We start from the raw sequence: 24,802 nt of genomic DNA, 5'->3' as shown, positions 1-24,802 counted from the left end.
CGGCCGTTGAAGATCGGCTCCGGTCGACCGCATCGGGCAGTAGTCCAACGAAAAGTGGTCGTTCGCGAGTTCCAGTCGAATGATCGCTTCACGCCCTGAGGCGGTCAGTCAAGGTTTTTCCGAGGGCATGCGCAGCCCACATCCTTGACCTTGTAGCCTCGGGCGTCGCTCATTCATGAAACGGCGGATGTCGAAGAAACGTCGTGCGCTCATCTGGCGAGTTGCCCACCGCCGGCCAGCGTCATGGTCATAACAGGCGACCCGCCGGCCGGCCGTGGACAACTCGCGACATGACGTCAAGCGGAGGCAACCCACGGATCCGGAAGCAGTTGCGTAACCCGTCGACCGGAGCGGGCTACCCCGGAAGCCCGAGGTTCCCGAGGAGTGGTGAACCGCGTTTCCTCAAGGCGTTGAGGTAGATGTTCTCGTCGTACCGCGTTCCGGTCTGCCAGCAGCGGTAGATGATCCGTATCCACTTGAACGCCAATGCCCGCACGGCGGCCTGATACGAGCTGCCCTTCGCCCGCTGTTGCCGGTAGTAGGCGCCCGCCCAGAACGATTTGTTGATGGTCTGGCCCGCCCATTCGACGAAGGTCTGGCGCAGGAAGGTCGGGCATTGCCAGCGCCAGTGCACCCAGCACTTCTTGCCGCTGCGCTCGGTGACCGGCGCGATGCCGGAGTACTTCTGCAGTTCATCCGCGCCCCTGAAGCGGTCACGTTGCTCGCCAAACGCAGCCAGCAGGCGCGGTGTCAGATGCGGACCTGCGCCGGGCAAGCTGTCAAACAGGTCGAAGTCGGGCAGCGCCCGTGCGACTGCCGCGATTTCCCTGTCGAACACGTCAATCGCAGCGAGCGCTGTGCGCAGTTGCGTCACCAGCATCAGCGCGAGCAACCGGTGAGGTGCAACGATACCGGGATCATCAGTGAGCGATGCAGCGCAGCGGATTGACTCCAGACGTCCCTCAATCAGTTGGGCCCGGCGACAATTGTGCGCATGGAAGAACGTTTCAAGGGTCTTTCTGTTCGCGCGCCTGGCTGCCGGCAGAGTAGGCCAGCGGGTCACGAAATCACAGAACAGCACCGTGTCGATGTCGTCGAACCATTCCAAGGCTTGAGGATAATACTGCTTGAGTGCGTTGGTTAGCCGGTTGGTGAACCGGGTCTTGTCGCCGACCAGTTCACGACGCTGTTCGATCAGGCTCAGCAAGGAGCGCATGCCTGCGCTCTGCGGCCTGAGCGGGCTGAACCGCTCAGGATGGCGCAGCAGCAGGTCGAGTGCCAGTTCGGCATCGGTGGGATCGTCCTTGGCCCGGCTCGGCTTGAATGCCTCACGGTACTTCGCGAGCATTGCAGGGTTGATCGGGAATAGAGTGACGAACGCATGTTTCTGCAACACAGAGACGATCGGCCCTGTGGCCAGCTCAAGCGCGACCGCGATCGGACCACCAAAGCGCTGATGTAACGCCTTTGCCCATTCATCAATGCGCGTAACCTGGTGAGGGATGCAGTCGAACTCGCGCCTGTCGTCGCCTGCCTGCTGTAGGCAGATGTCATGTTTGGTATCTGCCCAGTCGAGGCCGACGAAAGCCTTGAATTGCTGGTTCGATAGAGGTGCCATGTGAACCTCCGCAAGTGATAGATTACCCCGTAGGGACATGCATGCTTGCGTCCAGCGAAGGCAATATAGTGAGCCGGTGCCACGGCGAACCCTGAGTATTCGTTATCGGACGCAGGCGCACCCGTGGACTCGAAGCTAAAGCGGCAATCGTCCAGGCGTTTGGGTCGGGATATTCGTAGTCCACGGGTGCATGTCCCGCCTCGACTGGCAGCTCGCTGCCAGTCCCACCAGTATCGATGAAAGCGGGACGGACTATCTATACAGGGTCGGGTGTCGTCAGTCGATACCCGAGTGCTTCGACCAATTCATGGTGATCGTATGAGGCAGTGGGCGGCTAACAAGCGTCATTCGCGCGTTTTTTTGCTCAGACATTCGGGCGTCGGCTCCGCTCCCCTGAGCGGCCATCCGGGTCTCTGTGAGCCTTGCCCTAGTCGCCCCTGCGCCTCTTCGAACGCCAGGGCAAGGTCACGCATAGTCAACCGTCAACCGTTTGGCAGCTCACCTGACCCTCACGACGACCTTGCCCTTGGCGCGTCCCTGGGCCAGGTATTCAAGCGCTTCCTTCGCTTGCTCAAACGGAAAGACCTTGTCGATCACTGGACGAACGCGTTCTGACTTAAGCAGTTCGCCAATTTCGGCAAGCTGGGTGCCATCGGGACGCACGAAGAGAAATGAATAGGATACATCCCGCGTTTTCGCAAGCCGCATGATCTTGCGGCTCATTAGCCCGAATACCAACCTCAGAATAAAGTTTAGCCCGCGAGCACGGGCGAACGCTGCGTCCAGCGGCCCGATGAGAGACACAATCTTGCTCCCCGGTTCGAGGATGCCTATGGATTTTTCAATCGCGTCACCTCTGATAGTCCCAAGCACCACGTCGTAGCCGCGCAGCACTTTCTCGAATTCCTGCTTTTTATAGTCGACGACCTCATCCGCGCCCAGACTGGTTACTAGTGGGACGTTGCCCGTACTGGTGGTCGTTCCCACCCTGGCGCCGAAGTGCTTTGCCAGTTGGATCGCAAACGTGCCGATACCTCCGGACCCGGCAGGGATGAACACCTTCTGGCCAGCTCGAAGATTGGCGCGCTCCTTCAACGCCTGCCAGGAGGTGAGCCCGACCATCGGAACGGCCGCAGCCTGCACAAAGTCGAGATTGAACGGCTTCGACGCGGCGACGCTCTCCGGCACCGCCGCGAATTCGGCGATCGAGCCCCTGCCGAGATCGAAGAGGCTGGCAAAGACTGCGTCGCCCGGCTTGAAACGCGTCACACGGCTGCCGACCTCAGTCACCACACCGGCAATATCGCTGCCCAGCGTAGCGGGCAACTCGAACTTGAGGACGGGCTTGAACGTTCCCGCCGGAATCATGTTGTCGATTGGGTTCAACCCCGCCGCGTGGACCTGGACCAACAGTTCATCAGGCTTTAGCGTGGGGCGAGGCACTTCGGCGAACCCGATCTCGGGTGACTTGCCATAGCGTTTGAAGGTGAGCGCTTTCATGGTGTTCTAAATCCAATGTTGGGTACCTGTCGCTGACCGCGAAGGATCCATTGCGCCAGAAACTTCAGCGCCTTGATCACGAAGTCGGTGTGATACTGAAAGATGCCTCCGTGTCCCGCGTCCTCGTAAATGACGAACTGCGCGTTGGGAATGCGGCGGGCCATATCGTGGCTCAAGGCCGTGGGCACCATGATGTCGTTGTCTCCATTGGCGATCAGGACAGGCATGTGCAGGCGGGCGAGGTCCTGCGGCGCCTGCTGGCCCCAAGCCTTGATCGCCTTGAGCTGGCGGTGCAACGCGCGGGGTGTCGGCCCCTTGTCGCGCCCCGCCTCGCGTTCCTTCAGCCTCTTGAGGAATGCGCTTGCTGCCTGCCGGCCGTTAGCGGTGGAGGTGAAGAACAGATAGGTCTTGGGGTCGCGCATCGTCACCAGGCCCTTGAGCATCAGTGGCCAGGAGATGGCCCCCACACGATCGATGCCCTGACCGCCCGCGGGCCCCGTGCCTGTGAGGATAAGCCTGCGCACCAGGTCAGGCGCCTTTAGCGCCACGTCCTGCGCCACGAAGCCGCCGAGCGAAAAGCCGAGCAGATCGACCTGATTGAAACCCATCGCGCGGATCAACGCGATGGTGTCGTGCGCCATCTCGTCCACGCTCACGGGCGCAATGCCGCCGGAAGAACCGATTCCCCGGTAGTCGATCGCAATAACGCGACGCTCGCGGGCCAGGCCATCGACGATGCGCGGGTCGAAGTTGTCCAGCACGGCGCCCCAGTGGTTGAGCAGGATCAGCGGAATGCCGCCGTGCGGGCCCAGTTCACGGTAAGCGAAGGTGGTTCCGGCCGCCCTGAGCTGGTTGTTCGGTGCGTGGGCATAGGACGTTGCCGATTGGCTATCTGGGTTCAAACTGATCATCATCGATTCCTTGGGCTCGGCCTTCATGCGTTGACGTCCACGACGGTGGGGCCACGCACCCGGCCCGGGAATACCGCATCTGCGAGGCCAGGCACGTCGGCCAGGCCGACCATCCGGGTAGTGCGTGCGAGCTTTCCGGGGTCCGGGTCGACAGACAGACGTGCCCATGCTTCCAGCCGCATGTTCTGCGGTGCGTGACCGAGTCGATGGCGGCCAGGGTCACGTTGCGCAGGACGAAGGGCAACACCGAGCCGGGCAGGTCCGCGCCCTGCGCGAGCCCGAAGGCAGCCACCGCGCCGTGGTAGCAGGTCTGCGCCGGCACGTAGGCCAGCGTGTGGCTGCCAACCGGGTCGATCGCTCCGGCCCACCGTTCCTTGGCGATTGGTGCACCCGGCTCGGACAACGTGCGACGGTCGATAACCTCGGCCGCACCCAGCTCGCGCAGATAGTCCGTCTCTTCCAACCGGCCGGTCGAAGCGATCATCCGCAAAGCGTGGGGGCGCCGTGTAGGCGCGTCAGTCATCGGGTTACATGTTGAGGGCTGAGCCGGGGCATCGGTCGATAAGGCATGGCTGGCTTTCGGGTAGGACGGAAGCCGCAGTGGTCAGGCTTCTGGCCGATAGCGATCGGCCGCGTGCGCTTGTCGAATGTCCGACATGAGCCCTTGACGCGCGCCATCCAGCGCGTCCCAGCGCCCGGCCACGTGCAGCGGCGGGATGGTGACGAGTTCGCGGCGATCGAAGCCGACCAGCGCCGCATCAACCAGTTCGCCGACCTCCATCACTTCGGAAAGCGTATTGACGTCGATGCCGGCGCGCTCCCAGATCTCCGTGCGGGTCGCCGCCGGCAGCACCGCCTGCACGTAGACCCCACTGGGCGACAGCTCGAGGTTCAATCCCTGCGACAGGAACAGCACGAAGGCCTTGGTCGCGCCGTAGATCGACATGCCGAGCTCGGGCGCGAAACCCACCACCGAGCCAATGTTGACGATCGCTCCGGTCCGCGACTGCACGAAGCGCGGAGCGACCGCGGCTGCGAGCCGCGTCAGCGCCGTGGTGTTGAGCGTGATCAGGCGTTCGATGCCCGCAGCGGTCTGCTGCACGAAGCCGCCCGCCTGACCCATGCCGGCGTTGTTGATGAGGATGCCTATGCGAGCGTCGTCGCGCAGGCGAGTCTCGACCGCGGCCAGATCCCCAGGCTGGGTCAGGTCGGCCTGGAGCACTTCGACGGCCACACCGCTTTCTTCACGCAGACGTGCGGCCAGCGTATCGAGGCGCGCCTTGTCGCGTGCAACCAGCACGAGGTCGTGGCCGCGGCCGGCGAAGCGCTCGGCGTAAGTGGCGCCGATGCCGGAGGAGGCGCCGGTGATGAGAACAGTCGGAAGCGTGGTCATGGGTTATTTCCTTTGCAAAGTGGTTCGGACGCGGACGCAAGCAGCACGCCTCAGGCGGCAACGCTCGGGTAGTCGGTGTAGCCCGCAGCGCCGCCACCATAGACCGTGGCGAAGTCGGGCTGCGCCAGCGGTGCGCCGGTCTTCAGGCGTTCCACCAGATCGGGGTTGCTGATGAATGCGCGGCCGAAGGCGAACAGGTCTGCCTTTCCCTCGTTGAGTCCGGCGGTAGCGAGTTCCAGGTCGTAGCCGTTATTGGCCAGATAGGTTTGCCTGAACCGGCGGCGCAACGCGTCGTAGTCGAACGGTGCGACATCACGCGGGCCGCCGGTCGCACCCTCGACCACGTGCAGATAGACGATGCCCAGCGCGCTGAGCTGCCCGGCGATGTAGTGGTATTGCGGCTGGGGATCGCTGCTCGAGATGCCGTTTGCCGGCGACACAGGCGAGATGCGCACACCAGTGCGGTCGGCGCCGATTTCTTCCACCACCGCAGTGACGACTTCCAGCAACAGGCGAGCACGGTTCTCGATGGAGCCGCCGTAGGCGTCAGTGCGCTGGTTGGCCCCGTCCTTGATGAACTGCTCCAGCAGGTAGCCGTTGGCACCGTGGATCTCCACGCCGTCGAAGCCGGCTGCAATGGCGTTAGCCGCAGCCTGGCGGAAATCGTTCACGATGCCCGGCAATTCGACAAGCGCCAGCGCACGTGGCTGGGACACGTCGACAAATCCGTCGTTGACGAAGGTTTTTGTCGCAGCGCGAATCGCCGAAGGCGCGACCGGCGCAGCGCCGCCAGGCTGGACATCGACGTGCGAAACACGGCCGACGTGCCAGAGTTGCACGAAGATGCGCCCACCCTTGGCATGCACAGCCTCGGTGACCTTGCGCCAGCCGGCGATCTGCTCAGGTGTGTAGAGGCCGGGCGTGTCCTGATAGCCCTGCGCCTGGGCTGACACCTGGGTGGCCTCCGTGATGATGAGGCCGGCCGAGGCGCGCTGCGCATAGTAGGTCGCGGCCAGTGCGCCGGGTGTCAGCCCCGCGCCTGCGCGATTGCGGGTCAGCGGTGCCATGACAAAGCGGTTGGCGAGTGTCAGGCGGCCGAGGGCGTAGGGCTCGAAAAGCGTCGTGTCGCTCATGTTGCGTCACATTCCAGGGTTGATAGTGCGCTCAATGATGACGGTCATAATCCAACCTGTCAAGGTTTTGATGACGATCGACATCAATGTATAATGAAGCCTTCGCAGATATGCACTCACAGTGGTCAACAAATGAAGATCACCAAGGCACAGGCGCAGGCCAACCGGGAGCGCGTCGTCGAGACGGCGTCCAGGCTGTTTCGGGAGCGCGGCTACGATGGGGTTGGCGTTGCCGATCTGATGGCCGCCGCCGGCTTCACCCACGGCGGCTTCTACAAGCAGTTCCGTTCCAAGGCCGACCTGATGGCGGAATCGGCGGCCTGCGGCATCGCGCAGACCGCGGCGCTGAGCGAGGGTGTGAACGCGCCTGAGTTTGTGCGGTACTACCTTTCCCGCGAGCACCGCGACGCCCGCGCAACCGGTTGCACGATGGCCGCACTGAGCGGGGATGCCGCGCGTCAGTCGGAAGCAGTTCGGGCCACGTTCGCGGCCGGCATTGAGAGCCTGCTGGCTGTGCTGAACCCCGAGGGCAGTGCGTTGGACGGGGTGGACCCAAGCCAGGCGCGAGCCAGATCCCTCGACATACTGGCGCACGCGGTCGGTGCCATTGTCATGTCGCGCGCCTGCCCGGACGATTCGCCGCTGGCCGACGAAATCCTTGCGGTTTGCCGCGACGAGATTCTGGCGTCAATGAGCCCGTCGGCGAGCGCGGGCGAACCTACGCGCGATCACGGTAGCGGCGCGTCGGCAAGGCCGGAATGATGCAGTCACAGGTGGCACACCGAAATGTCCGAGAGTCGGCTGCATGAGTCAGTCGGTCGAGTATTCGAGTCACTCACGCCCCACCCAAAGATTCAAAGCAAAAAGCCCGGTCCTCGCGACCGGGCTTTTTGCTTTTCTAGCGCCCTTCAAGCGCTCTCCTCCCACAAAGCAATTTCCTTCAATACACCCCACCCCTGCGCCCGATACCGTTGACCGTCGCCATTCCTGCGCAACGCGCTCACGTACCGAGGCATCTGATGACCGTCTTACTCTCCATGGCCGCCTTCGCGCTCGCCAGCTCCATTTCCCCCGGCCCGGTGAACGTCGTCGCGCTCAGCGCGGGCGCCCGGCACGGACTCGCCGCTAGCATGCGGCACGTGAGCGGTGCGACCGTCGGCTTCACCGCGCTGCTTCTGCTCATCGGACTGGGTCTGCATGAGTTGCTCACGCATTTCCCCAATCTCATCGACATCATCAAATGGGCCGGCATCGCCTTCCTGCTTTACATGGCGTACACGCTCGCGATTGACGACGGCCGTCTCGGCACGGATAAACCGTCTCGCGGCCCGTCCTTCGCCCATGGCGCGGCGATGCAATGGCTCAATCCGAAAGCCTGGCTCGCGTCGCTGGCCGGCATGGGCGCCTATGCGGCCAACGGCGACGGCGGCCTCGTCTGGCAATTCACCGCGTTGTACTTCGTGATCTGCTACGTGTCGATTGCGAGTTGGGCCTACGCGGGCACGTTCCTGCGCAAATACTTGCAGGAACCGGAGCGGGTCAGGCCGTTCAATCGCGTGATGGCGGCGCTGCTTGCGGCCAGCGCGCTATATCTGCTGATGGAGTGACGCACCGCGCTGTGCACCGCTCAGTGCATTCGCCAGATCAAAGTCAAAGTCGAGGTCAAGTGCGATACTGCCCCGGCGTCGCCGCGACCAGCCGCTTGAACGTCCGCTGCAAATGCGCCTGGTCGGCGAAACCGGCATCGAGTGCGACATCCGCGATCAGACGGCCGCGTCTGAGTTGCGCGCGGCTGTATTGGATGCGCCGGTTGATCAAATAAGCGTGCGGGGTCATCCCGTAGCGCTGCTTGAACACGCGAATCAGATGCGACGCGGACAAGTCCGCCACCTCGCAAATGTCTTCGAGTGTCAGCGATTGCGTGCAGTTTTCAGCGATGAATTCCGCAGCCCGCGCCAGTTGCCGGCTTGCTTCGCGATCCGGCAAGGACGCCGGATTCAGCTTGCGTTGCACTTCGGAGAAGAAGGTGATCGCCGCGCTTTCCTTGCGCAGCGTGTCGGCATCGTCGGCGACCAGAATCGCGCACAGCCGGTCCAAGCCATCGAACAACGCCGCATCCAGCGTCATGGTCTGCGAGAACGCGCAAAACGCGCGGTTCTCGCTGAAGCCCAGTTCGTGTTGCAGCCCCGTGAGCCATTCGACGTCGACATGCAGCATGCGATACGACCAGCGCTCGTCGGCGATCGGGTTGCATGCATGCACGTCGTCGGGGTTCATCATTACGACTGCACCGGCGCCGATCCACTCGCGCGCATGGCGATTCAGATACACGCTGCGGCCGCCGGTCACAGCGCCGATCGAAAACGTCTCGTGCGAGTGTTTGGCGTAGCAGACCTCGCGGCCGTCGTCGATGGAACGTGCTTCGATGAACGGCAGCGCGTCGCTGCGCCAGAACTTCGGCGCAGAAGCGCTCTTAACGTGGCTTGCCGCCTCTGTGATTCCGCTCATCCGCGTGCTCTCCGATGCTTGCATAGACCTCGCCAAAGCGAGGCCTACGTATCGTAGCCGTCAAACACGCCGTCAACAAGCCAACACCGCGAGAGCGTCAACATCACCGCGCGTGCGTATGCGCATGCAGCAATAACTTACTTCGCACTCACATCGATATTGCCGAGATATTTCGTCGCCAGCGTCTTCACCGTCCCGTCGGCCTGCACCTTCGCGATTGCCGCGTTCAACTGATCGCGCAGCGCCGTATCGCCCTTGCGAATCCCGTACGCGATGCCGCTGCCGAGAATCTTGTCGTCACGCACCGGCTGGCCGACGAACGCATAGTCCTTGCCGTTAGGCTTCGACAGAAAACCCGTTTGTCCAGCAGGCGCGAGCACGAGCGTCGCGTCCAGACGTCCGGCCGCCATATCCGTGTAGACCTGATTCTGATCCTGGTACGGCACGATGGTCACACCGGCCGGTTCCCAATGCGTCTTCGCGAAGGTCTCCTGAATCGACGCCTGCAACACGCCCACCCGCTTGCCCTTCAACGACTCGGGTGTCGGCAGCAAGCCGCTGTCGCGCCGCGCGATCAATTGCGTCGGCACGCGATACACGACCGTGGTGAAATCGATCGCCTGCCGACGCTGCTCGGTCGCGTTCATCGCCGAATTGATCGCGTCGAACTTGCGGCCCTGCAGCGCGGGAATCAATCCGTCGAACGAGGTCTCGACCCACTTGCACGTCATGTGCGCGGCGGCGCAGACAGCATTGCCCACGTCGATATCGAGCCCCTGCAATTCACCGTTCGGGCCTTTCGATTCGAACGGGGGATACTGCGCTTCGACGCCGAAGCGCAGCGTCGCGGTGTCGGCGGCACTCGCGGCGGACGACGCCGCGAGCGACGCGAATGCGCAGGCCAGCGCCAATAGAGGCTTGAGCAACTTCATAGCGAATCCCTTTCTCTTCTTTCGATTTCGTCGTATCGCCCGCGCCGCAGCATGCCGATGCACGGCGGCGTAACGAGGCGCGACGATCATACTGCGTTCAAAAAACCAGCCAGTGCTGCGGACCACGTTCGTCAGCGCGCTCAGATCTCGCACAGACGCCGCGCGCCTTCGAGCAGTGTCGCGTCGTCCTTCGAGAAGCTGAGGCGGATCAAACCGGAATCCGTGCCGTCAGTGTAAAACGCGGACAACGGGATCGTCGCGACGCGCGCATCGCGAATCAGGCGCAGCACGAAATCGCTGTCGCTTTCGTCGGAGATGCCGCGAAAACGGGCAAGCATGAAGAAGCTGCCCTCACTCGGCAACAATTCGAAGCGCGACTCGCGCAGCGCGTGCGCGAGCAGATCGCGCTTTTTCTGATAGAACGCGGACAGGCCGAGGTAGCTTTCGCGATCGGCCAGCGCATCGGCGAACGCGTACTGCATGGGGGTATCGGCGGAAAAGACCATGAACTGATGGACCTTGCGAATCTCGTCCATCAGCGCGGCGGGTGCGAGGCAATAGCCGACGCGCCAGCCGGTCACGTGATACGACTTGCCGAACGACGAGACGATCACGCTGCGCTCCGCGAGCTCGGCGTCGCACGCCATGCTCTGATGCTTCGCGCCGTCGAACACGACGTGTTCATAGACCTCGTCGGCGAGAATCACGATGTCGGTGTTACGCGTGAGCGCCTTCAGCCGCGCGACGTCGGCCTCGCTGAACACGGTAGCGGTCGGGTTGTGCGGCGTGTTGATGATGATCATGCGGGTCTTCGGCGTGATCGCGGCAGCGACCTCGTCCCAGTCCACGCGGAAGTCGCTCAACGAGAGTTTGATCGCCAGCGGCGTCGCGCCTTGCAGCCGGACGATCGGACCATAGCTGTCGAACGACGGCTCGAAGTAGATCACTTCGTCGCCGGGATGCACCAGTGCGCTGATCGTCGAATACAGCCCTTCGCTCGCGCTGGCGATCACGGTCACTTCGCTGACCGGGTCGTAGCGCACGCCATACAGCGTTTCGACCTTGTCGGCGAGCGCTTCGCGCAACGCGGCAATGCCGGCCATCGGCGCGTACTGGTTGTGGCCAGCGCGCATCGCTTGCGCGACACCGTCGACCAGTTTCGCGTCCGGCGCGAAATTCGGAGCGCCCTGCGACAGGTTCAGCGCATCGTATTGAGCGGCCAGCTGGCCGATCACGGTAAAAATCGTCGTGCCCACGTCAGGCAGTTTCGAGCGGGCTTGCATGGCGCTCTGCATAAGGCTATCTCCCTTTCTTCATCCGGCTGCGGATTCGAGGACGCACCGACAGTGCGGCGGCCTTTCCGGTCTGGTGATTAGGCATCAGCCAAAGAACCGTCACAATCGAAACTTTGTCATGCGCGGCATGCGTTTACGTCATGACGCGCGCGAAAGCGCACCGCGCCCGGTGAAGCCAATCGGATCAAAGCCTTGGGGAAGAAACCGGGCCGCGAAAAGCACCCGAAATAAAGCGCAGGTATGACGTAATGTGATGCGCGAAGGGAGCGGCCGCGAATGCCGCCACCCCTTACGATGTCCTGATAGCGGGCGCTATCAGGCGTCGTCCATCAGACGGACCTTGACCTTCTTGCCCTTCACCTTGCCGGCGCTGAGCTTGCGCAGCGCGTCGCGCGCGATGCTGCGCTCCACCGCCACGTAGGTCGACATCTCGGTTACGTTGATCTTGCCGATCTGCGAGCCGGCGAAACCCGCCTCGCCGGTCAGCGCGCCGAGCACGTCGCCGGGGCGGATCTTTTCCTTGCGGCCGCCGAGAATCTGCAGCGTTTCCATCGGCGGCAGCAGCGGCTCCTTGCTCGTCGTCGTGAGTTCGGACAGCTTGTGCCATTCGACGTCGCGCTTTTGCGCCTGTTCGAGACTGCCGACGCGGCCCATCTCGTTCATGCTCGCGAGGCTCAGTGCCCAGCCTTCCTGATCGGCGCGGCCCGTGCGGCCGATGCGGTGCACGTGCACTTCCGGGTCCGGCGTTACGTCGACGTTGATCACCGCTTCGAGTTGCGCGATGTCGAGACCGCGCGCGGCGACGTCCGTGGCGACCAACACCGAGCAGCTGCGATTCGCGAACTGGATCAGCACCTGATCGCGCTCGCGCTGATCGAGTTCGCCATGCAGCGCGAGCGCATGGAAACCTTGCGCGCGCAGCACGTCGAGCAGATCGCGGCATTGCTGCTTGGTATTGCAGAACGCGAGCGTGCTCACCGGGCGATAGTGGTTGAGCAGGAGACCGACGGCATGCAGGCGCTCGTCTTCGGTCACTTCATAGAAGCGCTGGCGAATCTTGGTGTTGTCGTGCCGCTCGGCGAGCTTCACTTCCTTCGGATTGCGCAGGAACTGCTGGCTCAGCTTGACGATGCCCTCGGGGTATGTCGCCGAGAACAGCAGCGTTTGCCGCTCTTTCGGGCATTGCTTCACGACGGTCGAGATATCGTCGAAGAAACCCATGTCGAGCATGCGGTCGGCTTCGTCGAGCACCAGCGTGTTCAGCGCTTGCAGCGGCAGGCTGCCGCGTTCGAGGTGATCCATGATGCGGCCCGGCGTGCCGACCACGATGTGCGCGCCGTGTTCCAGGCTGGCCGTTTGAGGCCGCATCGGCGTGCCGCCGCACAGCGTCAGCACCTTGATGTTTTCTTCCGCGCGCGCGAGGCGGCGGATTTCCTGCGTGACCTGATCGGCGAGTTCGCGCGTCGGGCACAGCACCATCGCCTGCACGGCGAAGTTGCGTACGTCGAGGCGCGCGAGCAGCGCGAGCGAAAACGCCGCGGTCTTGCCGCTGCCCGTTTTCGCCTGGGCGATCAGATCATGGCCGGCGAGCGCGATCGGCAGGCTCGCGGCCTGTATCGGCGTCATCTCGACGTAGCCGAGCTGCGTCAGGTTCGCGAGGGTCGCGTCCGGCAGCGGCAATGCGCTAAACGGCGCGCCGGCGGTGGTGGGACTGTTCATAGGGTGAGGGTTCGCTATTGGCTGGAGACTAGTCGGCCATGGGGCCAGGGGCGGGACGGCCTTCGATCTGTTCGTACAGCACCGAGCCGTCTTCGCCGTCGAAACGCTCGACGTAATTGCGCGCGCCGCACATCGGGCAACGGAACAGCAGCCCCTGTCCTTCGTTCTTGATGACGACGTCCGACAGTTCCCACTGCGCGTCGCAGGACTGATTTCTACAGGTAAACACGTTGATTCTCCAACTGGATTCGGGGTTTATCGGGCGGGCCGCACGAACGGCCCGGCCATGAAGGGGTCGCCGCGCTCGATCACGCGATGCGGCCGGAACGCTTCAGCCCAGATGCGTATGGCGCGCACGCGGCGCGCTCACATCCATTTCGCTCAGGCCGTGCACGATGCCGCAGTCTTCGACGGCCTGTTCGCCGCGGCATTGCTCGCGCAACGTGGTCAATTGCAGTTTCAGTTGCTTCAGTTCGTCGATGCGCGTGTCGACGTGCGCGATGTGCTCGTCGATCAGCGTATTGATGCCGCCGCAGCCGTTCGCCGGCGCGTCGGTTAACAGCAGCAACGCGCGGATTTCGTCGTGGGTCATGTCGAGCGCGCGGCAATTGCGGATAAAGCGCAAACGCTCGACGTGCTTCGCCGTGTAACTGCGGTAATTGGCCTCGGTGCGATCCGCCTCGGGCAACAGGCCCTCTTTCTCATAGAAACGGATGGTTTCGGTCGTGCAATGGGCGATTTCCGCCAATTCGCCGATTTTCATGGACCCTCCGGATAGCGGCCTTGACCTTGTAGTGGCTTCAAGGTGTTTACTAGACCACAAATCGAACCAGGAAGCCACCAATGCGTCACGTCAGCGAATCCGAAGCGGACCGTTATGAAGAGGGGAAAGGCTGTGCTCATGGTCGTGAGGGGCATGCTCATGAGCATGGGGATGCGCACGGGCAAGAGGGGTGTTGTGGGCGTGTCGATCCGCATGCGCGTGGCCATGATCGTGGCAATGGCCGTCGCGGTGCTCGTGCTCATGCCCACGACACCCATGCCGCCGCCGATTGCTGCACACCCGCAACCGCGATCTCCGCAGCCATCGCGCTGCCGCGATCCGAAGCCGTCGGCGACGACATGCGCACCGCGATCCGCATCATGCAGATGGATTGCCCGACCGAGGAAGCGCTGATTCGCAAGAAATTCAGCCGCATGGCCCACGTGCGCAGCATGGACTTCAATCTGATGCAGCGTGTGCTGACGGTCGTCCACGCGCCGCATGCCCTTGATGCGATCCTCGCCGCGCTCCACTCACTCGACTTCACGCCCGAACTCGCGAGCACCGCCTCCGGCACAGCGCCCTCCGCCGTTTCGCCCGCACCGCCCAGGCCGTGGTGGCCGCTCGCGCTCGCCGGGGCCGCCGCGGCGGGCTCAGAGGCCGCTGGCTGGCTCGGCGCACCGGTCTGGCTGGCTGCGGGTCTGGCGCTCCTCGCGATCGTCTCCTGCGGCCTCACAACGTACCGCAAGGGCTGGCTCGCGATCCGCAACGGCAACCTGAACATCAACGCGTTGATGAGCATTGCGGTGAGCGGCGCGCTGATGCTCGGCCAGTGGCCGGAAGCCGCGATGGTGATGGTGCTCTTCACGATCGCCGAACTGATCGAGGCGAAGTCGCTCGACCGCGCCCGCCATGCGATCCAGGGCTTGATGCAACTCACGCCGGAGCAGGCGAGCGTGCGGCAACCCCAAGGCGGCTGGCAACTCACGAGGCTCGACGCGATCCCGCTCGGCGCGGTGGTGCGCGTGAAGCCGGGCGAGCGGATCGCGCTCGACGGCGAGGTCGTCGCGGGCCGCTCCAGCGTGAATCAGGCGCCGATCACGGGCGAGAGCCTGCCCGTCGACAAAACCATCGGCGACGCCGTGTTCGCCGGCACGATCAACCAGGCGGGCTCGCTCGACTATCGCGTCACGGCCGGGTCCAGCAACACGACGCTCGCACGGATCATCCACGCGGTCGAGGAAGCGCAAGGCACCCAAGCGCCGACGCAACGTTTCGTCGACCGGTTCGCGCGGCTGTATACGCCGATCGTGTTCGCGATCGCGCTCGCCGTCGCGGTCGTGCCGCCGCTGCTGTTGGGCGGAGCGTGGCACGAGTGGGTCTACAAGGCGTTGGTGATGCTGGTGATCGCCTGTCCGTGCGCGCTCGTGATCTCGACGCCGGTGACCATCGTCAGCGGGCTCGCGGCCGCCGCGCGCAAGGGCATCCTGATCAAAGGGGGCGCCTATCTCGAACAGGGCCGCAAGCTCACCCGGCTCGCGCTCGACAAGACCGGCACGATCACGCACGGCAAACCGGCGCAGACCGAGTTCGAGCAGTTACACGGCGTCGGCGGCATGGCAGACGCGCTCCGTTGCCGGGCGCTCGCGGCGAGTCTCGCGGGGCGCTCCGATCATCCGGTGTCGATGGCGATAGCGGCGGCGGCGCAAAGCGACGGCATGGCCCATCTCACGGTCGATGCGTTCGAAGCGCTGGCGGGACGCGGCGTTCGCGGCACTATCGACGGCGCGCCGTATTGGCTCGGCAATCATCGGCTGGTCGAAGAACTCGGCCACTGCTCGGCGTCGCTCGAAGCGCGCCTCGACACGCTCGAAGGCGAAGGCAAAACCGTCGTGATGCTGATGAACCCGGAGCGCGTGCTCGCGCTCTTCGCCGTCGCGGATACGATGAAGGAGACGAGCCGCGCCGCCATCGCCGAATTGCGGCAGCTCGGCGTCTCCACGGCGATGCTCACCGGCGACAACCGGCACACCGCCTCGGCGATCGCGCAGCAGGTCGGTATCGACGAAGCGCGCGGCGACCAGTTGCCGCAAGACAAGCTGAACGCGGTCGCCCAATGGTCGGCTAATGGGGCAACGGTCGGCATGGTCGGCGACGGCATCAACGATGCGCCCGCGCTGGCGCGCGCCGACATCGGCTTCGCGATGGGCGCGATGGGCACCGACACCGCGATCGAAACCGCCGACGTCGCGCTGATGGACGACGACCTGCGCAAGATTCCTCAATTCATCCGTCTGTCGAAGGCGACGCATGCGGTGCTGGTGCAGAACATCGCGTTGGCGCTCGGCATCAAGAGCGTGTTTCTCGTGCTGACGTTGATGGGTCTCGGCACGATGTGGATGGCGGTGTTCGCCGATGTCGGCGCGAGCCTGCTGGTGGTGGGGAACGGGCTGCGTCTGTTGCGCAAGTGAGTTGCGCACGGATACGAGGCGCGTGTTGCTGGCGCCTGAACGGCGGGACCGCTGCCTGTCCGCTGCTCGCGTGCCGCCCGTGCGCCTAGTGAGCGAACGAACCTGCTTCTGCCATGCCGTGGCGAACGCTCACCGCCGCCTTCAACGTCTCCGACGGGCGTACGCCGAATAGCTTCCGATAATCGGTTGCGAACTGGCTCAGATGCCAGAAGCCCCACGCCGCCGCGACATCCTGCACCGAACGCGATTCGCGCAATGCATTCGACAGATCGCGCCGCGCGCCATTCAGACGAAGCGCGCGCAGATAGGTGGCGGGCGCCATGCCGAGCACGTCCTGAAAGCAGTACTGCAGCGTGCGCCGGCTCACATGCAGCCGCTCGCACAACTCCGGCACGCTGACCGCGCGATCGCGATGGGCCAGCACGTACTCGCGCGCTTCCGACACGATCGACTGACGACGCGGCCGCGCCGGCATCGCAACCGGCTCCGCCGCCGGCAACGCGCCGACGTCGAACAGCGATGCCAGCACCGACGCCTGCACATTGTTGCGCGCGAACGCAGACAACGGTGCGCCGCTCGCCGCGCCGTCGTCGAGCAATTGACGCAGCGACGCACATAAGCGCGCCTTGCGCGCCACGCCGATCGGCACGACTTCGTTGTGCGGCATATGATCGGCGAGACCGACACGCTCCACGTCCGCCGCATAACGGCGCAGCACCTCGCCCTTCACCACCACGCCAAAAATCTCGTAGCCCGCCGAGGTCAGCAATTCGAACTCCACGCCGCCCGGACGAAACGCGAGCGCGTCGCCGGCGATCACCTGCGCGTCGATGCGGCCCGAAGCCGTCGTGCAAGTCGGGATACCGAACCAGTACGCGTCCTTCTGCACCTCGCAGGTTTGCCGCAACGTGTGGCTCGTCGTCTCGACGAACACCTGCATGTGATCGATGCACAGCTCCGTCAGTTCGCCGACGAAGCAGCCCGCGGTCAACTGGTCATAAGTCTGGTTCCAGCCGTGCAGATTGCCCGCCTGTTCATCGGCGTCGTGAGCGACGCGCGTCTGCACGCGGAAGCTCGGGTGCGGCGCGAGCGTCGGATTGATGAGGCTGTCGTCTCGGGTATCGGTCGTCATACCGGACCTGCGCAAACGGAAGGGGAAGAGAACAGGAAGGCAAGTCCCATGCCGAACCCACTTGTCGCGCTCTCGCCCGCGCGCCCTGTTCAATTCATGAACAGGACGGCACACACTGGTCAGAAACGAAACGCTCCAGTGCCTTGGCCTGAACAGCGCTGCGCACGATGCCGTGCGCCGATGCCTGCTGCGCGTGCACGGGTCACCGGCGCGGTGCATTGGCACACTTCTGGCTCTAGGCTGTCACGGCCGAGCGGTATAGCGCGCCGAATACAGCCCATTCAATCATGCGAGGAGCACACAGATGAATCACGCGGAGATGCAGTTTCTGACCACCGAATTCCCGTTCAAGAAGCAGTATGCAAATTTTATCGGTGGGGAATGGGTGAAGCCCGTGGGCGGCGAGTACTTCGACAATGTGTCGCCGATCACCGGCGAGCCGTTCACGTCGATCCCGCGTTCACGCGAAGCCGATATCGAACTCGCGCTCGACGCCGCGCACCGTGCGAAAGTCGCATGGGGCAAAACCTCCACGGCGGATCGCGCGAACATCCTGAACCGTATCGCCGACCGGATGGAAGCGAATCTGCAACGCCTCGCGGTCGCCGAGACGATCGACAACGGCAAGCCGCTGCGCGAAACCATGGCCGCCGATATTCCGCTCGCGATCGATCACTTCCGCTATTTCGCCGGCGCGGTGCGTGCACAGGAAGGCTCGATCTCCGAGATCGACGACGACACTGTCGCCTATCACTTTCACGAACCGCTCGGCGTGGTCGGTCAGATCATCCCGTGGAATTTCCCGATCCTGATGGCGGTGTGGAAGCTCGCGCCAGCGCTGGCCGCCGGTAACTGCGTGGTGCTGAAGCCCGCTGAGCAAACGCCCGCTTCAATCCTCGTGCTGGTCGAACTGATTCATGACCTGCTGCCCGCGGGCGTGCTGAACGTGGTGAACGGCTTTGGTCTCGAAGCCGGCAAGCCGCTCGCGTCGAACAAGCGCATCGCGAAGATCGCGTTTACCGGCGAGACCACGACTGGCCGTCTGATCATGCAGTACGCGAGCCAGAACATCATTCCGGTGACGCTCGAACTCGGCGGCAAGAGCCCGAACATCTTCTTCGCCGACGTGATGAACGCCGACGACAGCTACTTCGACAAAGCACTCGAAGGCTTCACGATGTTCGCGCTGAATCAGGGCGAAGTGTGTACGTGTCCATCGCGCGTGCTGATCGACGAAAAGATTTACGACCGCTTCATGGAACGTGCGTTGAAGCGCGTCGCCGCGATTGCGCAAGGGCATCCGCTCGACAGCAAGACGATGATCGGCGCGCAAGCCTCGCAGGAGCAGCTCGAAAAGATCCTCTCGTACGTCGACCTCGGCAAACAGGAAGGCGCCGAATGTCTGATCGGCGGCGAGCGCAACACGCTCGACGGTGAGCTGAGCAAGGGCTATTACGTGAAGCCGACCGTGTTCCGCGGCCACAACAAGATGCGCATCTTCCAGGAGGAAATCTTCGGGCCGGTGGTGTCGGTCACGACCTTCAAGACCGAGGACGAAGCGCTGGAAATCGCCAACGATACGCTCTACGGTCTGGGCGCCGGCGTCTGGACGCGCGATGGCACGCGCGCCTATCGCTTCGGCCGGCAGATCCAGGCGGGCCGCGTGTGGACCAATTGCTACCACGCGTATCCGGCGCATGCGGCGTTCGGCGGCTACAAGCAATCGGGCATCGGCCGGGAGAATCACAAGATGATGCTCGATCACTACCAGCAGACCAAGAACCTGCTCGTCAGCTATAGCGAGAAGCCGCTCGGGTTCTTCTAACGCTAACGGTCCGACCGGGGCGGGCCGCATTGCGCGGCTCGCTCTTTTTCAGCGAGGGCATGTGATGGCCGATGAGAAAGAAGTCGCCCGCGTGATCGCGACGCCTGCCGCTGTCGAGTTGATCGGCAAGCTGCGCGCCGAACATGGGGAGGTGCTGTTCCATCAATCCGGCGGATGCTGCGACGGCAGCGCGCCGATGATGTTTCCCCGCAACGAGTTCATGGTCGGCGGGTCCGATGTGAAACTCGGGACGATCGCGGACGTGCCGTTCTACATGAGCGAATCGCAATTCGAATACTGGCAGCACACGCAACTGATCATCGACGTGGTGCCCGGTAATGGCGGGATGTTTTCTTTGGAGCGCCCGAGCGGCATGCGGTTTCTCACGCGCTCCCGCCTCTTCGAAGACGACGAGAATGCGTGGCTTGAAATTCATCCGGTGGAACGGGCGGATGCCTGAGGGCTGATGTCGGGTCGCTTACGTCGTAGGTTACGTCGCGGCCTTGTTTGAATCGTCACCGATAGCGGGCGTTGCTGGAGTGCTTGCCAGCAGCGCATCGCTATCGTCTTTCAGGCCGACGCCGGTGAGCCCCAGGCGACGGGCATGCGTGAGCAGGTAATGCAACTTGTGCGCGGCCAGCGGGTAGTCGAGTCCTTCCGGGCGCACATTCGAAATGCAATTGCGTTGCGCATCGCTGCATCCCACCTTGGGCGCGTACGTCAGATAAATGCCGAGGCTATCAGGCGAACTCAAACCAGGCCGCTCGCCGATCAGCATCACCACGATCTTCGCGTTGAGCAACTCGCCGATTTCGTCGCCGAGCGCGACGCGTGCCTGCCGTGCCACCACCACCGGGCCGATTGTCCAATCCGCGAGTGTCGGGCAAACGGCTTGCAGCAGCGGGACCGATTGCTTCGATGCGGCGAACGCGGAAAGACCATCGCCGATCACGAACACCACATCGCTCGGCGCGGCCCGCGTCTTTGCGAGCATCGCGCGACTCTCCTCCGATAAGCGCCTGCCCAGATCGGGACGCCGCAAATAATGCTCACGATCGGGCGCCGCGCTATGCACATCCAATGTCTTGAAGCCTTGCGCGCGCAAGTGCTCGTGCAACACATCGGCATCGAGCGGATGATGCACCGCGTCGCGCGCCTGCGCATGCGACAGGTTGAACGCGAGCAACGGCGCAGTCGGCAAACTGCTGCCTGCGCGGCCCAACGCGATACGCGCGTTGGTGAACTCGCGCAGCGCGTTCCATGGGTTCTTTTCGAGGAAGTCGCTCATGCCATGCCCATCCAGTCGCGCGCGCCTTCGAGCAGCGGTTGCTGCGGCGACGCACTCAACAAAGCACCGCGTGCGTCGGTGATCTGCATCGACTCCAGCCACTCCTCAAATTCCGGCGCGCGGCGCAAACCGAGCACGTTGCGCACATACAGCGCGTCGTGGAACGACGTGCTCTGGTAGTTGAGCATCACATCGTCCGCGCCCGGAATGCCCATGATGAAATTGATGCCCGCGACGCCGAGCAGCGTCAGCAGGTTGTCCATATCGTCCTGATCGGCTTCGGCGTGGTTCGTGTAGCAGATGTCACAACCCATCGGCACGCCGAGCAGCTTGCCGCAGAAGTGGTCTTCGAGACCGGCGCGCGTGATCTGCTTGCCGTCGTACAGATACTCCGGTCCGATGAAGCCCACCACGGTATTCACGAGGAACGGATTGAACTTGCGCGCCACCGCATACGCACGCACTTCACAGGTCTGTTGGTCGACGCCGAAATGCGCGTCGGCCGACAACGCGCTGCCCTGCCCGGTTTCGAAGTACATCAGATTGTTGCCGACCGTGCCCCGTTGCAGCGACAGTCCCGCTTCATATGCTTGCTGCAGCAGCGCGAGCGAAATACCGAAGCTCGCGTTCGCTTTCTCCGTGCCCGCGATCGATTGAAACACCAGGTCGACCGGTGCGCCTTTTTCGATCGCGGCAATCGTGTTGGTGACGTGCGTCAGCACGCACGATTGCGTCGGCACCTGATAGCGCTGTCGAAATTCGTCGATCATCAGCAACAGCTTCGTGATCGCGGCGAGATTATCGCTCGCCGGGTTGATGCCGATCATCGCATCGCCGCAACCGTACATCAGGCCGTCGAGCATCGAAGCCGCGATGCCTTTGACGTCGTCGGTCGGATGATTCGGCTGCAGACGCACCGACATGTGACCCGGTAAGCCGACGGTGTTGCGAAAGCGCGTAATCACCGGACGTTTGCGCGCCGCCAGGATCAGATCCTGGTTGCGCATCAGCTTCGACACAGCGGCAACCATCTCCGGCGTGAGACCGGCGGTGATACGCGTGAGCGTGTCCGCATCGGTCGTACTGCTCAGCAGCCAGTTGCGGAAATCGCCGACCGTCAGATGCGCGATCTCGGCGAACGCTTGCGGCGAGTGATCGTCGATCACGAGGCGCGTGACCTCATCGCTCTCGTACGGGATCAGCGCTTCATTGAGGAAGGTGCGCAACGGCACCTGCGCGAGCGCCATTTTGGCAGCGACGCGTTCTTCTTCGGTCACTGCCGCGACGCCCGCGAGTTGATCGCCGGAGCGCTGCGGGCTGGCTTTCGCCATCAGCGTCTTCAGATCGGCGAAGCGATACGTGCGGCTGCCGATCGACTCGGTGTATCTCATGCTTACGACTCCATCGCCGCTGCTCGCACAGCGGCTCGATTCGTCACGTCATTCTTCGAGCAAAGCGTCCGCGGGCGCCGCCTCGCGTTGATGACGCGTCAACAGGAAGTATACGTAGCCCAGCGCGAGGAAGATGGCGAACACGATCGCCACCAGAAAATTGAAGTAAACCATCGTCGCCAGACAGATCACCGCCGCCACCAACGCGAATGCCGGAAAGAACGGAAACAGCGGCGCACGAAACGGGCGCTCCATGTTCGGCGCGCTGCGGCGCAGCTTGAACAACGCCAGCATGCTGACGATATACATCACGATAGCCCCAAACACCGACATCGTCACGATGTTTGCCGTTAGCGTCTGACCGCCGAACTGGATCAGCTCGTCGCTGTAGATCGCGGCAATGCCGACCACGCCGCCCGCGAGAATCGCGCGATGCGGTGTTTTGAAGCGCGGATGCACCTTCGAGAGCCACTCCGGCAGATAGCCCGCGCGAGCCAGCGCAAAGATCTGCCGCGAGTAGCCGAGGATGATGCCGTGAAACGACGCGACCAGTCCAAACAGGCCGAGCCACACCAGCATATGCATCCAGCCGCTGTGTTCGCCGACGATGAATTTCATCGCTTGCGGCAGCGGGTCGTTGATGTTCGACAGTTTGGTCCAGTCACCGGCCGCGCCGGCAAACACCATCACGCCGATCGCGAGCACGACCAGCGTCAGAATGCCGGTGACGTAGGCGATCGGAATCGAGCGCTTCGGGTTTTTCGCCTCTTCGGCCGCCATTGCCACGCCTTCGATCGCGAGGAAAAACCAGATCGCGAACGGGATCGCCGCGAACATGCCGTGGAACGAGCCCATGCTGAAGGTGTTCGAGCCGGCCCAGCCGCCCGTCGTGAAGTTCGACCAGCGGAAACCCGGCGACACGACGCCCATGAAGACCAGCAGTTCGAAGATTGCGAGCAGCGTCACGCACAACTCGAACGCCGCGGCGATTTGGACGCCGGCGATGTTCAACGCCATGAACACGAGATACGCGCCCATTGCAGCGTGCTTGGGTTCGAGTCCGGGGAACTGGACATGCAGATAAGCGCCGATGGCGAGAGCGATGGCCGGTGGCGCGAATACGAATTCGACGAGCGTCGCCGCGCCCGCGAGATAACCGCCGGTCGGACCGAACGCTTGGCGCGCGTATGCGAAGGGGCCGCCCGCGTGCGGAATCGATGTCGTGAGTTCGGTGAAACTGAAGATGAAGGTCGTATACATCGCGGCGACGAAAATGGCCGTGATGACGAAGCCGAGCGTGCCCGCGCTCGCCCAGCCATAGCTCCAGCCGAAATATTCGCCGGAAATGACGAGGCCGACGGCAATGCCCCATAGCTGCCATGTGCCGAGCGTCTGCTTCAGCTCGTGATGCATGGCCTGACCGATCGACTGCTGATTGGACGCTGGCTTCATCGGATGCTCCTGGGTTCGCGTGTGTGCGTTGACGCGGTTTGCTCGACGCCGCAAGGGTTTGCGGTGCATGGGCCGACAGGCTTCAGCCGATGGTAGGGAGCCATTATTCGAGGGTGTTATCGAAATTCGGCAAAGTTATCGGTGCGTTCGGGTGTTAACGGGCGCTTAACTGCGGTTACCAGTCTGGTGTGAAGTTCGCAGGATTGGGTCATCGAGGGCGTGGTACTTTTGTCTTTCCCTATGTGCCGCTCCTTGTCGGCAAGGTCATTCATGAACGAATCAGGCAATCGGGTTCGATACGAAACGCGGCTCGCACGCGTGCTCGATCTTATTTGCGATCATCTCGACGAGCCGCTCGATATCGCGCGGTTCGCTGGCATAGCGTGCCTGTCGCCGTATCACTGGCATCGGATTTATCAGGCAATGTATGGCGAGACGGTCGCGACAACGGTTCGCGGCTTGCGGTTGCATCGCGCGGCGGGGCTATCTCGCGAACGGTCCGATGCCGATTGCGGAGAATCGCCGAGCGATCGGGCTGCAGCAGTTTGCAGTCTTTTGCGCGCACTTTTCGCACGGCGTGGCGTGCCGCCGGCGCGGTTTCGCAAGCAAGGCACGCATTGCCGGTTTCGTCCGGCGCTTACAGGAGACGGTCAAATGACGATGCGCGAAGTGGTGATTCGTTATGTGGAGCCGATTGAGGTTTTGTCGGTGGATCACGTGGGGCCATATATACAAATCAGCAAAGCGTTCGATGCTTTGTTCGGGTGGCTCGCTCAACATAATTTGCTGGCGGCGGAGATGCGAATGATCGGGATTTTCTTCGATGATCCTCATGTGGTCGATGAAAACGCGTTGCGCTCGAAGGCTGGGGTGTCGTTGCCGCATCCGCTGCAAGTGGCGGTGACGGTGAATCCACCGGTTTCAGTCGCGCATGTTAAAGGCGGGGAATACGCGGTGTTGCGGCATAAGGGTCCGTATAGCGATCTGCGGGCGGCGTACGAGTGGTTGTATGGGACGTGGCTCGTGCAGTCGGGGCGTGAAGCGGCGGACGCGCCGGTGTTCGAGGAGTATCTGAATAGCCCGAAGGAGACTGCGCCTGCGGAACTGGTTACCGAGATCTGTTTACCGTTGGTTTGACGGTTGACCGCGTTTGTGAACGCGCTCGCGGAGGCTTATGCATGTATACGCAGCCCGCTTTCCGGATGCCTCTCTGGTTTTTATAGTCTTTGTATATGTATACGTAGTAACAGTTAACAAGCATCGCACCTGGCTGTGGATAACGCGAAACTTCGTTTACGCATCAATGGGCTGCGTAAACCATAAGTCTGCGGAGTAAGGGCGGACAGGAGGGAGGAGCCAGGGAAAACTTTTGTGCGGCCTGGTTAACCTGCGGGTTTATCAAAGTTTCGCCCACAAGGTGCCAGGGGGTTTCTACAAAAGTTGTCCAGAGGGGGGTGTGGATAAGTTTGGG

Annotated in this window: 21 protein-coding genes and 1 pseudogene; 6 read left to right on the top strand and 16 right to left on the bottom strand. The window is 63.0% G+C overall.

What is annotated here, in order from left to right; genetic code table 11:
- Window positions 1-355: 355 nt before the first annotated feature.
- The 6 genes and pseudogenes from B0G69_RS06845 to B0G69_RS06820 all read right to left on the bottom strand — a co-directional run bounded on the left by B0G69_RS06845 (window position 356) and on the right by B0G69_RS06820 (window position 6,555).
- Window positions 356-1,618 carry an IS110 family transposase gene (locus B0G69_RS06845; protein ID WP_121316209.1) on the bottom strand — a complete coding sequence of 421 codons (1,263 nt, stop codon included), beginning with the start codon at window positions 1,616-1,618 and terminating at the stop codon, window positions 356-358.
- A 498-nt stretch (window positions 1,619-2,116) separates the two neighbouring features.
- Window positions 2,117-3,118 (bottom strand): NADP-dependent oxidoreductase, encoded by a 1,002-nt coding sequence (locus B0G69_RS06840; protein WP_121316208.1) that lies wholly within the window; start codon window positions 3,116-3,118, stop codon window positions 2,117-2,119.
- Window positions 3,115-4,029 carry an alpha/beta hydrolase gene (locus tag B0G69_RS06835; RefSeq protein WP_121319160.1) on the bottom strand — a complete coding sequence of 305 codons (915 nt, stop codon included), beginning with the start codon at window positions 4,027-4,029 and terminating at the stop codon, window positions 3,115-3,117. The genes B0G69_RS06840 and B0G69_RS06835 overlap by 4 nt, the downstream gene beginning before the upstream one ends.
- A gap of 23 nt (window positions 4,030-4,052) precedes the next feature.
- Window positions 4,053-4,516, bottom strand: a pseudogene (locus B0G69_RS06830) (oxidoreductase); the annotation flags it as partial.
- A gap of 117 nt (window positions 4,517-4,633) precedes the next feature.
- Window positions 4,634-5,422, bottom strand: a complete 789-nt coding sequence (locus tag B0G69_RS06825; protein WP_121316207.1) for an SDR family oxidoreductase — start codon at window positions 5,420-5,422, stop codon at window positions 4,634-4,636.
- Window positions 5,423-5,472: 50 nt separating this feature from the next.
- A complete protein-coding gene (locus B0G69_RS06820) occupies window positions 5,473-6,555 on the bottom strand; it encodes an alkene reductase (protein WP_121316206.1) in 1,083 nt (360 codons plus the stop codon).
- A 132-nt stretch (window positions 6,556-6,687) separates the two neighbouring features.
- Between B0G69_RS06820 and B0G69_RS06815 the strand changes: the two genes are divergently transcribed.
- The gene (locus B0G69_RS06815) at window positions 6,688-7,317 is read left to right on the top strand and encodes a TetR family transcriptional regulator (protein WP_121316205.1); all 630 of its coding nucleotides are present in this window, start codon (window positions 6,688-6,690) and stop codon (window positions 7,315-7,317) included.
- 257 nt (window positions 7,318-7,574) lie between these two features.
- Entirely contained in the window at window positions 7,575-8,162 is a 588-nt protein-coding gene (locus B0G69_RS06810; protein WP_121316204.1) for a LysE family translocator, read from the top strand.
- Between the two features lie 55 nt (window positions 8,163-8,217).
- Here the strand turns inward: B0G69_RS06810 and B0G69_RS06805 are convergent, their stop codons facing one another.
- From B0G69_RS06805 to cadR, 6 genes are all read right to left on the bottom strand, one after another.
- On the bottom strand, window positions 8,218-9,063 hold the full coding sequence (locus B0G69_RS06805) for an AraC family transcriptional regulator (protein ID WP_121319158.1): 846 nt from the start codon (window positions 9,061-9,063) through the stop codon (window positions 8,218-8,220).
- 137 nt (window positions 9,064-9,200) lie between these two features.
- Window positions 9,201-9,995, bottom strand: a complete 795-nt coding sequence (locus tag B0G69_RS06800; protein ID WP_121316203.1) for an ABC transporter substrate-binding protein — start codon at window positions 9,993-9,995, stop codon at window positions 9,201-9,203.
- 140 nt (window positions 9,996-10,135) lie between these two features.
- Window positions 10,136-11,290, bottom strand: a complete 1,155-nt coding sequence (locus B0G69_RS06795) for a pyridoxal phosphate-dependent aminotransferase (RefSeq protein ID WP_121316202.1) — start codon at window positions 11,288-11,290, stop codon at window positions 10,136-10,138.
- Between the two features lie 315 nt (window positions 11,291-11,605).
- Window positions 11,606-13,009, bottom strand: a complete 1,404-nt coding sequence (gene dbpA, locus B0G69_RS06790; protein WP_121316201.1) for an ATP-dependent RNA helicase DbpA — start codon at window positions 13,007-13,009, stop codon at window positions 11,606-11,608.
- A gap of 28 nt (window positions 13,010-13,037) precedes the next feature.
- Window positions 13,038-13,238: a hypothetical protein gene (locus B0G69_RS06785; protein ID WP_121316200.1), complete on the bottom strand. Its 201-nt coding sequence runs from the start codon at window positions 13,236-13,238 to the stop codon at window positions 13,038-13,040.
- Between the two features lie 102 nt (window positions 13,239-13,340).
- Window positions 13,341-13,772, bottom strand: a complete 432-nt coding sequence (gene cadR / locus B0G69_RS06780) for a Cd(II)/Pb(II)-responsive transcriptional regulator (protein ID WP_121316199.1) — start codon at window positions 13,770-13,772, stop codon at window positions 13,341-13,343.
- Window positions 13,773-14,131: 359 nt separating this feature from the next.
- On the opposite strand from cadR, the gene B0G69_RS06770 reads away from it, so the two are divergent.
- Window positions 14,132-16,243: a heavy metal translocating P-type ATPase gene (locus tag B0G69_RS06770; RefSeq protein WP_121316197.1), complete on the top strand. Its 2,112-nt coding sequence runs from the start codon at window positions 14,132-14,134 to the stop codon at window positions 16,241-16,243.
- 85 nt (window positions 16,244-16,328) lie between these two features.
- Here B0G69_RS06770 and B0G69_RS06765 read toward each other — a convergent pair whose 3' ends face one another.
- Complete coding sequence (locus tag B0G69_RS06765; RefSeq protein ID WP_121316196.1) at window positions 16,329-17,375, bottom strand: helix-turn-helix domain-containing protein; 1,047 nt, start codon at window positions 17,373-17,375, stop codon at window positions 16,329-16,331.
- A 304-nt stretch (window positions 17,376-17,679) separates the two neighbouring features.
- Between B0G69_RS06765 and adh the strand changes: the two genes are divergently transcribed.
- On the top strand, window positions 17,680-19,200 hold the full coding sequence (gene adh / locus B0G69_RS06760; RefSeq protein WP_121316195.1) for an aldehyde dehydrogenase: 1,521 nt from the start codon (window positions 17,680-17,682) through the stop codon (window positions 19,198-19,200).
- Between the two features lie 64 nt (window positions 19,201-19,264).
- Window positions 19,265-19,660, top strand: a complete 396-nt coding sequence (locus B0G69_RS06755) for a DUF779 domain-containing protein (protein ID WP_121316194.1) — start codon at window positions 19,265-19,267, stop codon at window positions 19,658-19,660.
- A gap of 30 nt (window positions 19,661-19,690) precedes the next feature.
- Here B0G69_RS06755 and eutC read toward each other — a convergent pair whose 3' ends face one another.
- Genes eutC through eat form a run of 3 tightly spaced genes read right to left on the bottom strand, consistent with a single transcriptional unit; the run spans window position 19,691 to window position 23,331 of the window.
- The gene (gene eutC / locus B0G69_RS06750) at window positions 19,691-20,488 is read right to left on the bottom strand and encodes an ethanolamine ammonia-lyase subunit EutC (RefSeq protein WP_121316193.1); all 798 of its coding nucleotides are present in this window, start codon (window positions 20,486-20,488) and stop codon (window positions 19,691-19,693) included.
- Complete coding sequence (locus tag B0G69_RS06745; RefSeq protein ID WP_121316192.1) at window positions 20,485-21,879, bottom strand: ethanolamine ammonia-lyase subunit EutB; 1,395 nt, start codon at window positions 21,877-21,879, stop codon at window positions 20,485-20,487. The genes eutC and B0G69_RS06745 overlap by 4 nt, the downstream gene beginning before the upstream one ends.
- 48 nt (window positions 21,880-21,927) lie before the next feature.
- A complete protein-coding gene (gene eat, locus B0G69_RS06740; RefSeq protein ID WP_121316191.1) occupies window positions 21,928-23,331 on the bottom strand; it encodes an ethanolamine permease in 1,404 nt (467 codons plus the stop codon).
- A gap of 654 nt (window positions 23,332-23,985) precedes the next feature.
- Between eat and B0G69_RS06730 the strand changes: the two genes are divergently transcribed.
- On the top strand, window positions 23,986-24,468 hold the full coding sequence (locus B0G69_RS06730; protein WP_121316189.1) for a GyrI-like domain-containing protein: 483 nt from the start codon (window positions 23,986-23,988) through the stop codon (window positions 24,466-24,468).
- Window positions 24,469-24,802 lie beyond the last annotated feature (334 nt).

The sequence above is a fragment of the Paraburkholderia sp. RAU2J genome (assembly GCF_003634845.1).
GTDB classification, from domain to species: Bacteria; Pseudomonadota; Gammaproteobacteria; order Burkholderiales; family Burkholderiaceae; genus Paraburkholderia; species Paraburkholderia fynbosensis.
Note: the sequence above shows the minus strand (reverse complement) of the source record. Positions and strands in the feature narration are given on the sequence as shown.

Excerpts from the sequence above, each read along its gene's own strand:
- B0G69_RS06845 (WP_121316209.1), bottom strand. The coding sequence starts at position 1,618 with ATGGCACCTCTATCGAACCAGCAATTCAAGGCTTTCGTCGGCCTCGAC.
- B0G69_RS06840 (WP_121316208.1), bottom strand. The coding sequence starts at position 3,118 with ATGAAAGCGCTCACCTTCAAACGCTATGGCAAGTCACCCGAGATCGGG.
- B0G69_RS06835 (WP_121319160.1), bottom strand. The coding sequence starts at position 4,029 with ATGATCAGTTTGAACCCAGATAGCCAATCGGCAACGTCCTATGCCCAC.
- B0G69_RS06825 (WP_121316207.1), bottom strand. The coding sequence starts at position 5,422 with ATGACCACGCTTCCGACTGTTCTCATCACCGGCGCCTCCTCCGGCATC.
- B0G69_RS06820 (WP_121316206.1), bottom strand. The coding sequence starts at position 6,555 with ATGAGCGACACGACGCTTTTCGAGCCCTACGCCCTCGGCCGCCTGACA.
- B0G69_RS06815 (WP_121316205.1), top strand. The coding sequence starts at position 6,688 with ATGAAGATCACCAAGGCACAGGCGCAGGCCAACCGGGAGCGCGTCGTC.
- B0G69_RS06810 (WP_121316204.1), top strand. The coding sequence starts at position 7,575 with ATGACCGTCTTACTCTCCATGGCCGCCTTCGCGCTCGCCAGCTCCATT.
- B0G69_RS06805 (WP_121319158.1), bottom strand. The coding sequence starts at position 9,063 with ATGAGCGGAATCACAGAGGCGGCAAGCCACGTTAAGAGCGCTTCTGCG.
- B0G69_RS06800 (WP_121316203.1), bottom strand. The coding sequence starts at position 9,995 with ATGAAGTTGCTCAAGCCTCTATTGGCGCTGGCCTGCGCATTCGCGTCG.
- B0G69_RS06795 (WP_121316202.1), bottom strand. The coding sequence starts at position 11,290 with ATGCAGAGCGCCATGCAAGCCCGCTCGAAACTGCCTGACGTGGGCACG.
- dbpA (WP_121316201.1), bottom strand. The coding sequence starts at position 13,009 with ATGAACAGTCCCACCACCGCCGGCGCGCCGTTTAGCGCATTGCCGCTG.
- cadR (WP_121316199.1), bottom strand. The coding sequence starts at position 13,772 with ATGAAAATCGGCGAATTGGCGGAAATCGCCCATTGCACGACCGAAACC.
- B0G69_RS06770 (WP_121316197.1), top strand. The coding sequence starts at position 14,132 with ATGCGCACCGCGATCCGCATCATGCAGATGGATTGCCCGACCGAGGAA.
- B0G69_RS06765 (WP_121316196.1), bottom strand. The coding sequence starts at position 17,375 with ATGACGACCGATACCCGAGACGACAGCCTCATCAATCCGACGCTCGCG.
- adh (WP_121316195.1), top strand. The coding sequence starts at position 17,680 with ATGAATCACGCGGAGATGCAGTTTCTGACCACCGAATTCCCGTTCAAG.
- B0G69_RS06755 (WP_121316194.1), top strand. The coding sequence starts at position 19,265 with ATGGCCGATGAGAAAGAAGTCGCCCGCGTGATCGCGACGCCTGCCGCT.
- eutC (WP_121316193.1), bottom strand. The coding sequence starts at position 20,488 with ATGAGCGACTTCCTCGAAAAGAACCCATGGAACGCGCTGCGCGAGTTC.
- B0G69_RS06745 (WP_121316192.1), bottom strand. The coding sequence starts at position 21,879 with ATGAGATACACCGAGTCGATCGGCAGCCGCACGTATCGCTTCGCCGAT.
- eat (WP_121316191.1), bottom strand. The coding sequence starts at position 23,331 with ATGAAGCCAGCGTCCAATCAGCAGTCGATCGGTCAGGCCATGCATCAC.
- B0G69_RS06730 (WP_121316189.1), top strand. The coding sequence starts at position 23,986 with ATGACGATGCGCGAAGTGGTGATTCGTTATGTGGAGCCGATTGAGGTT.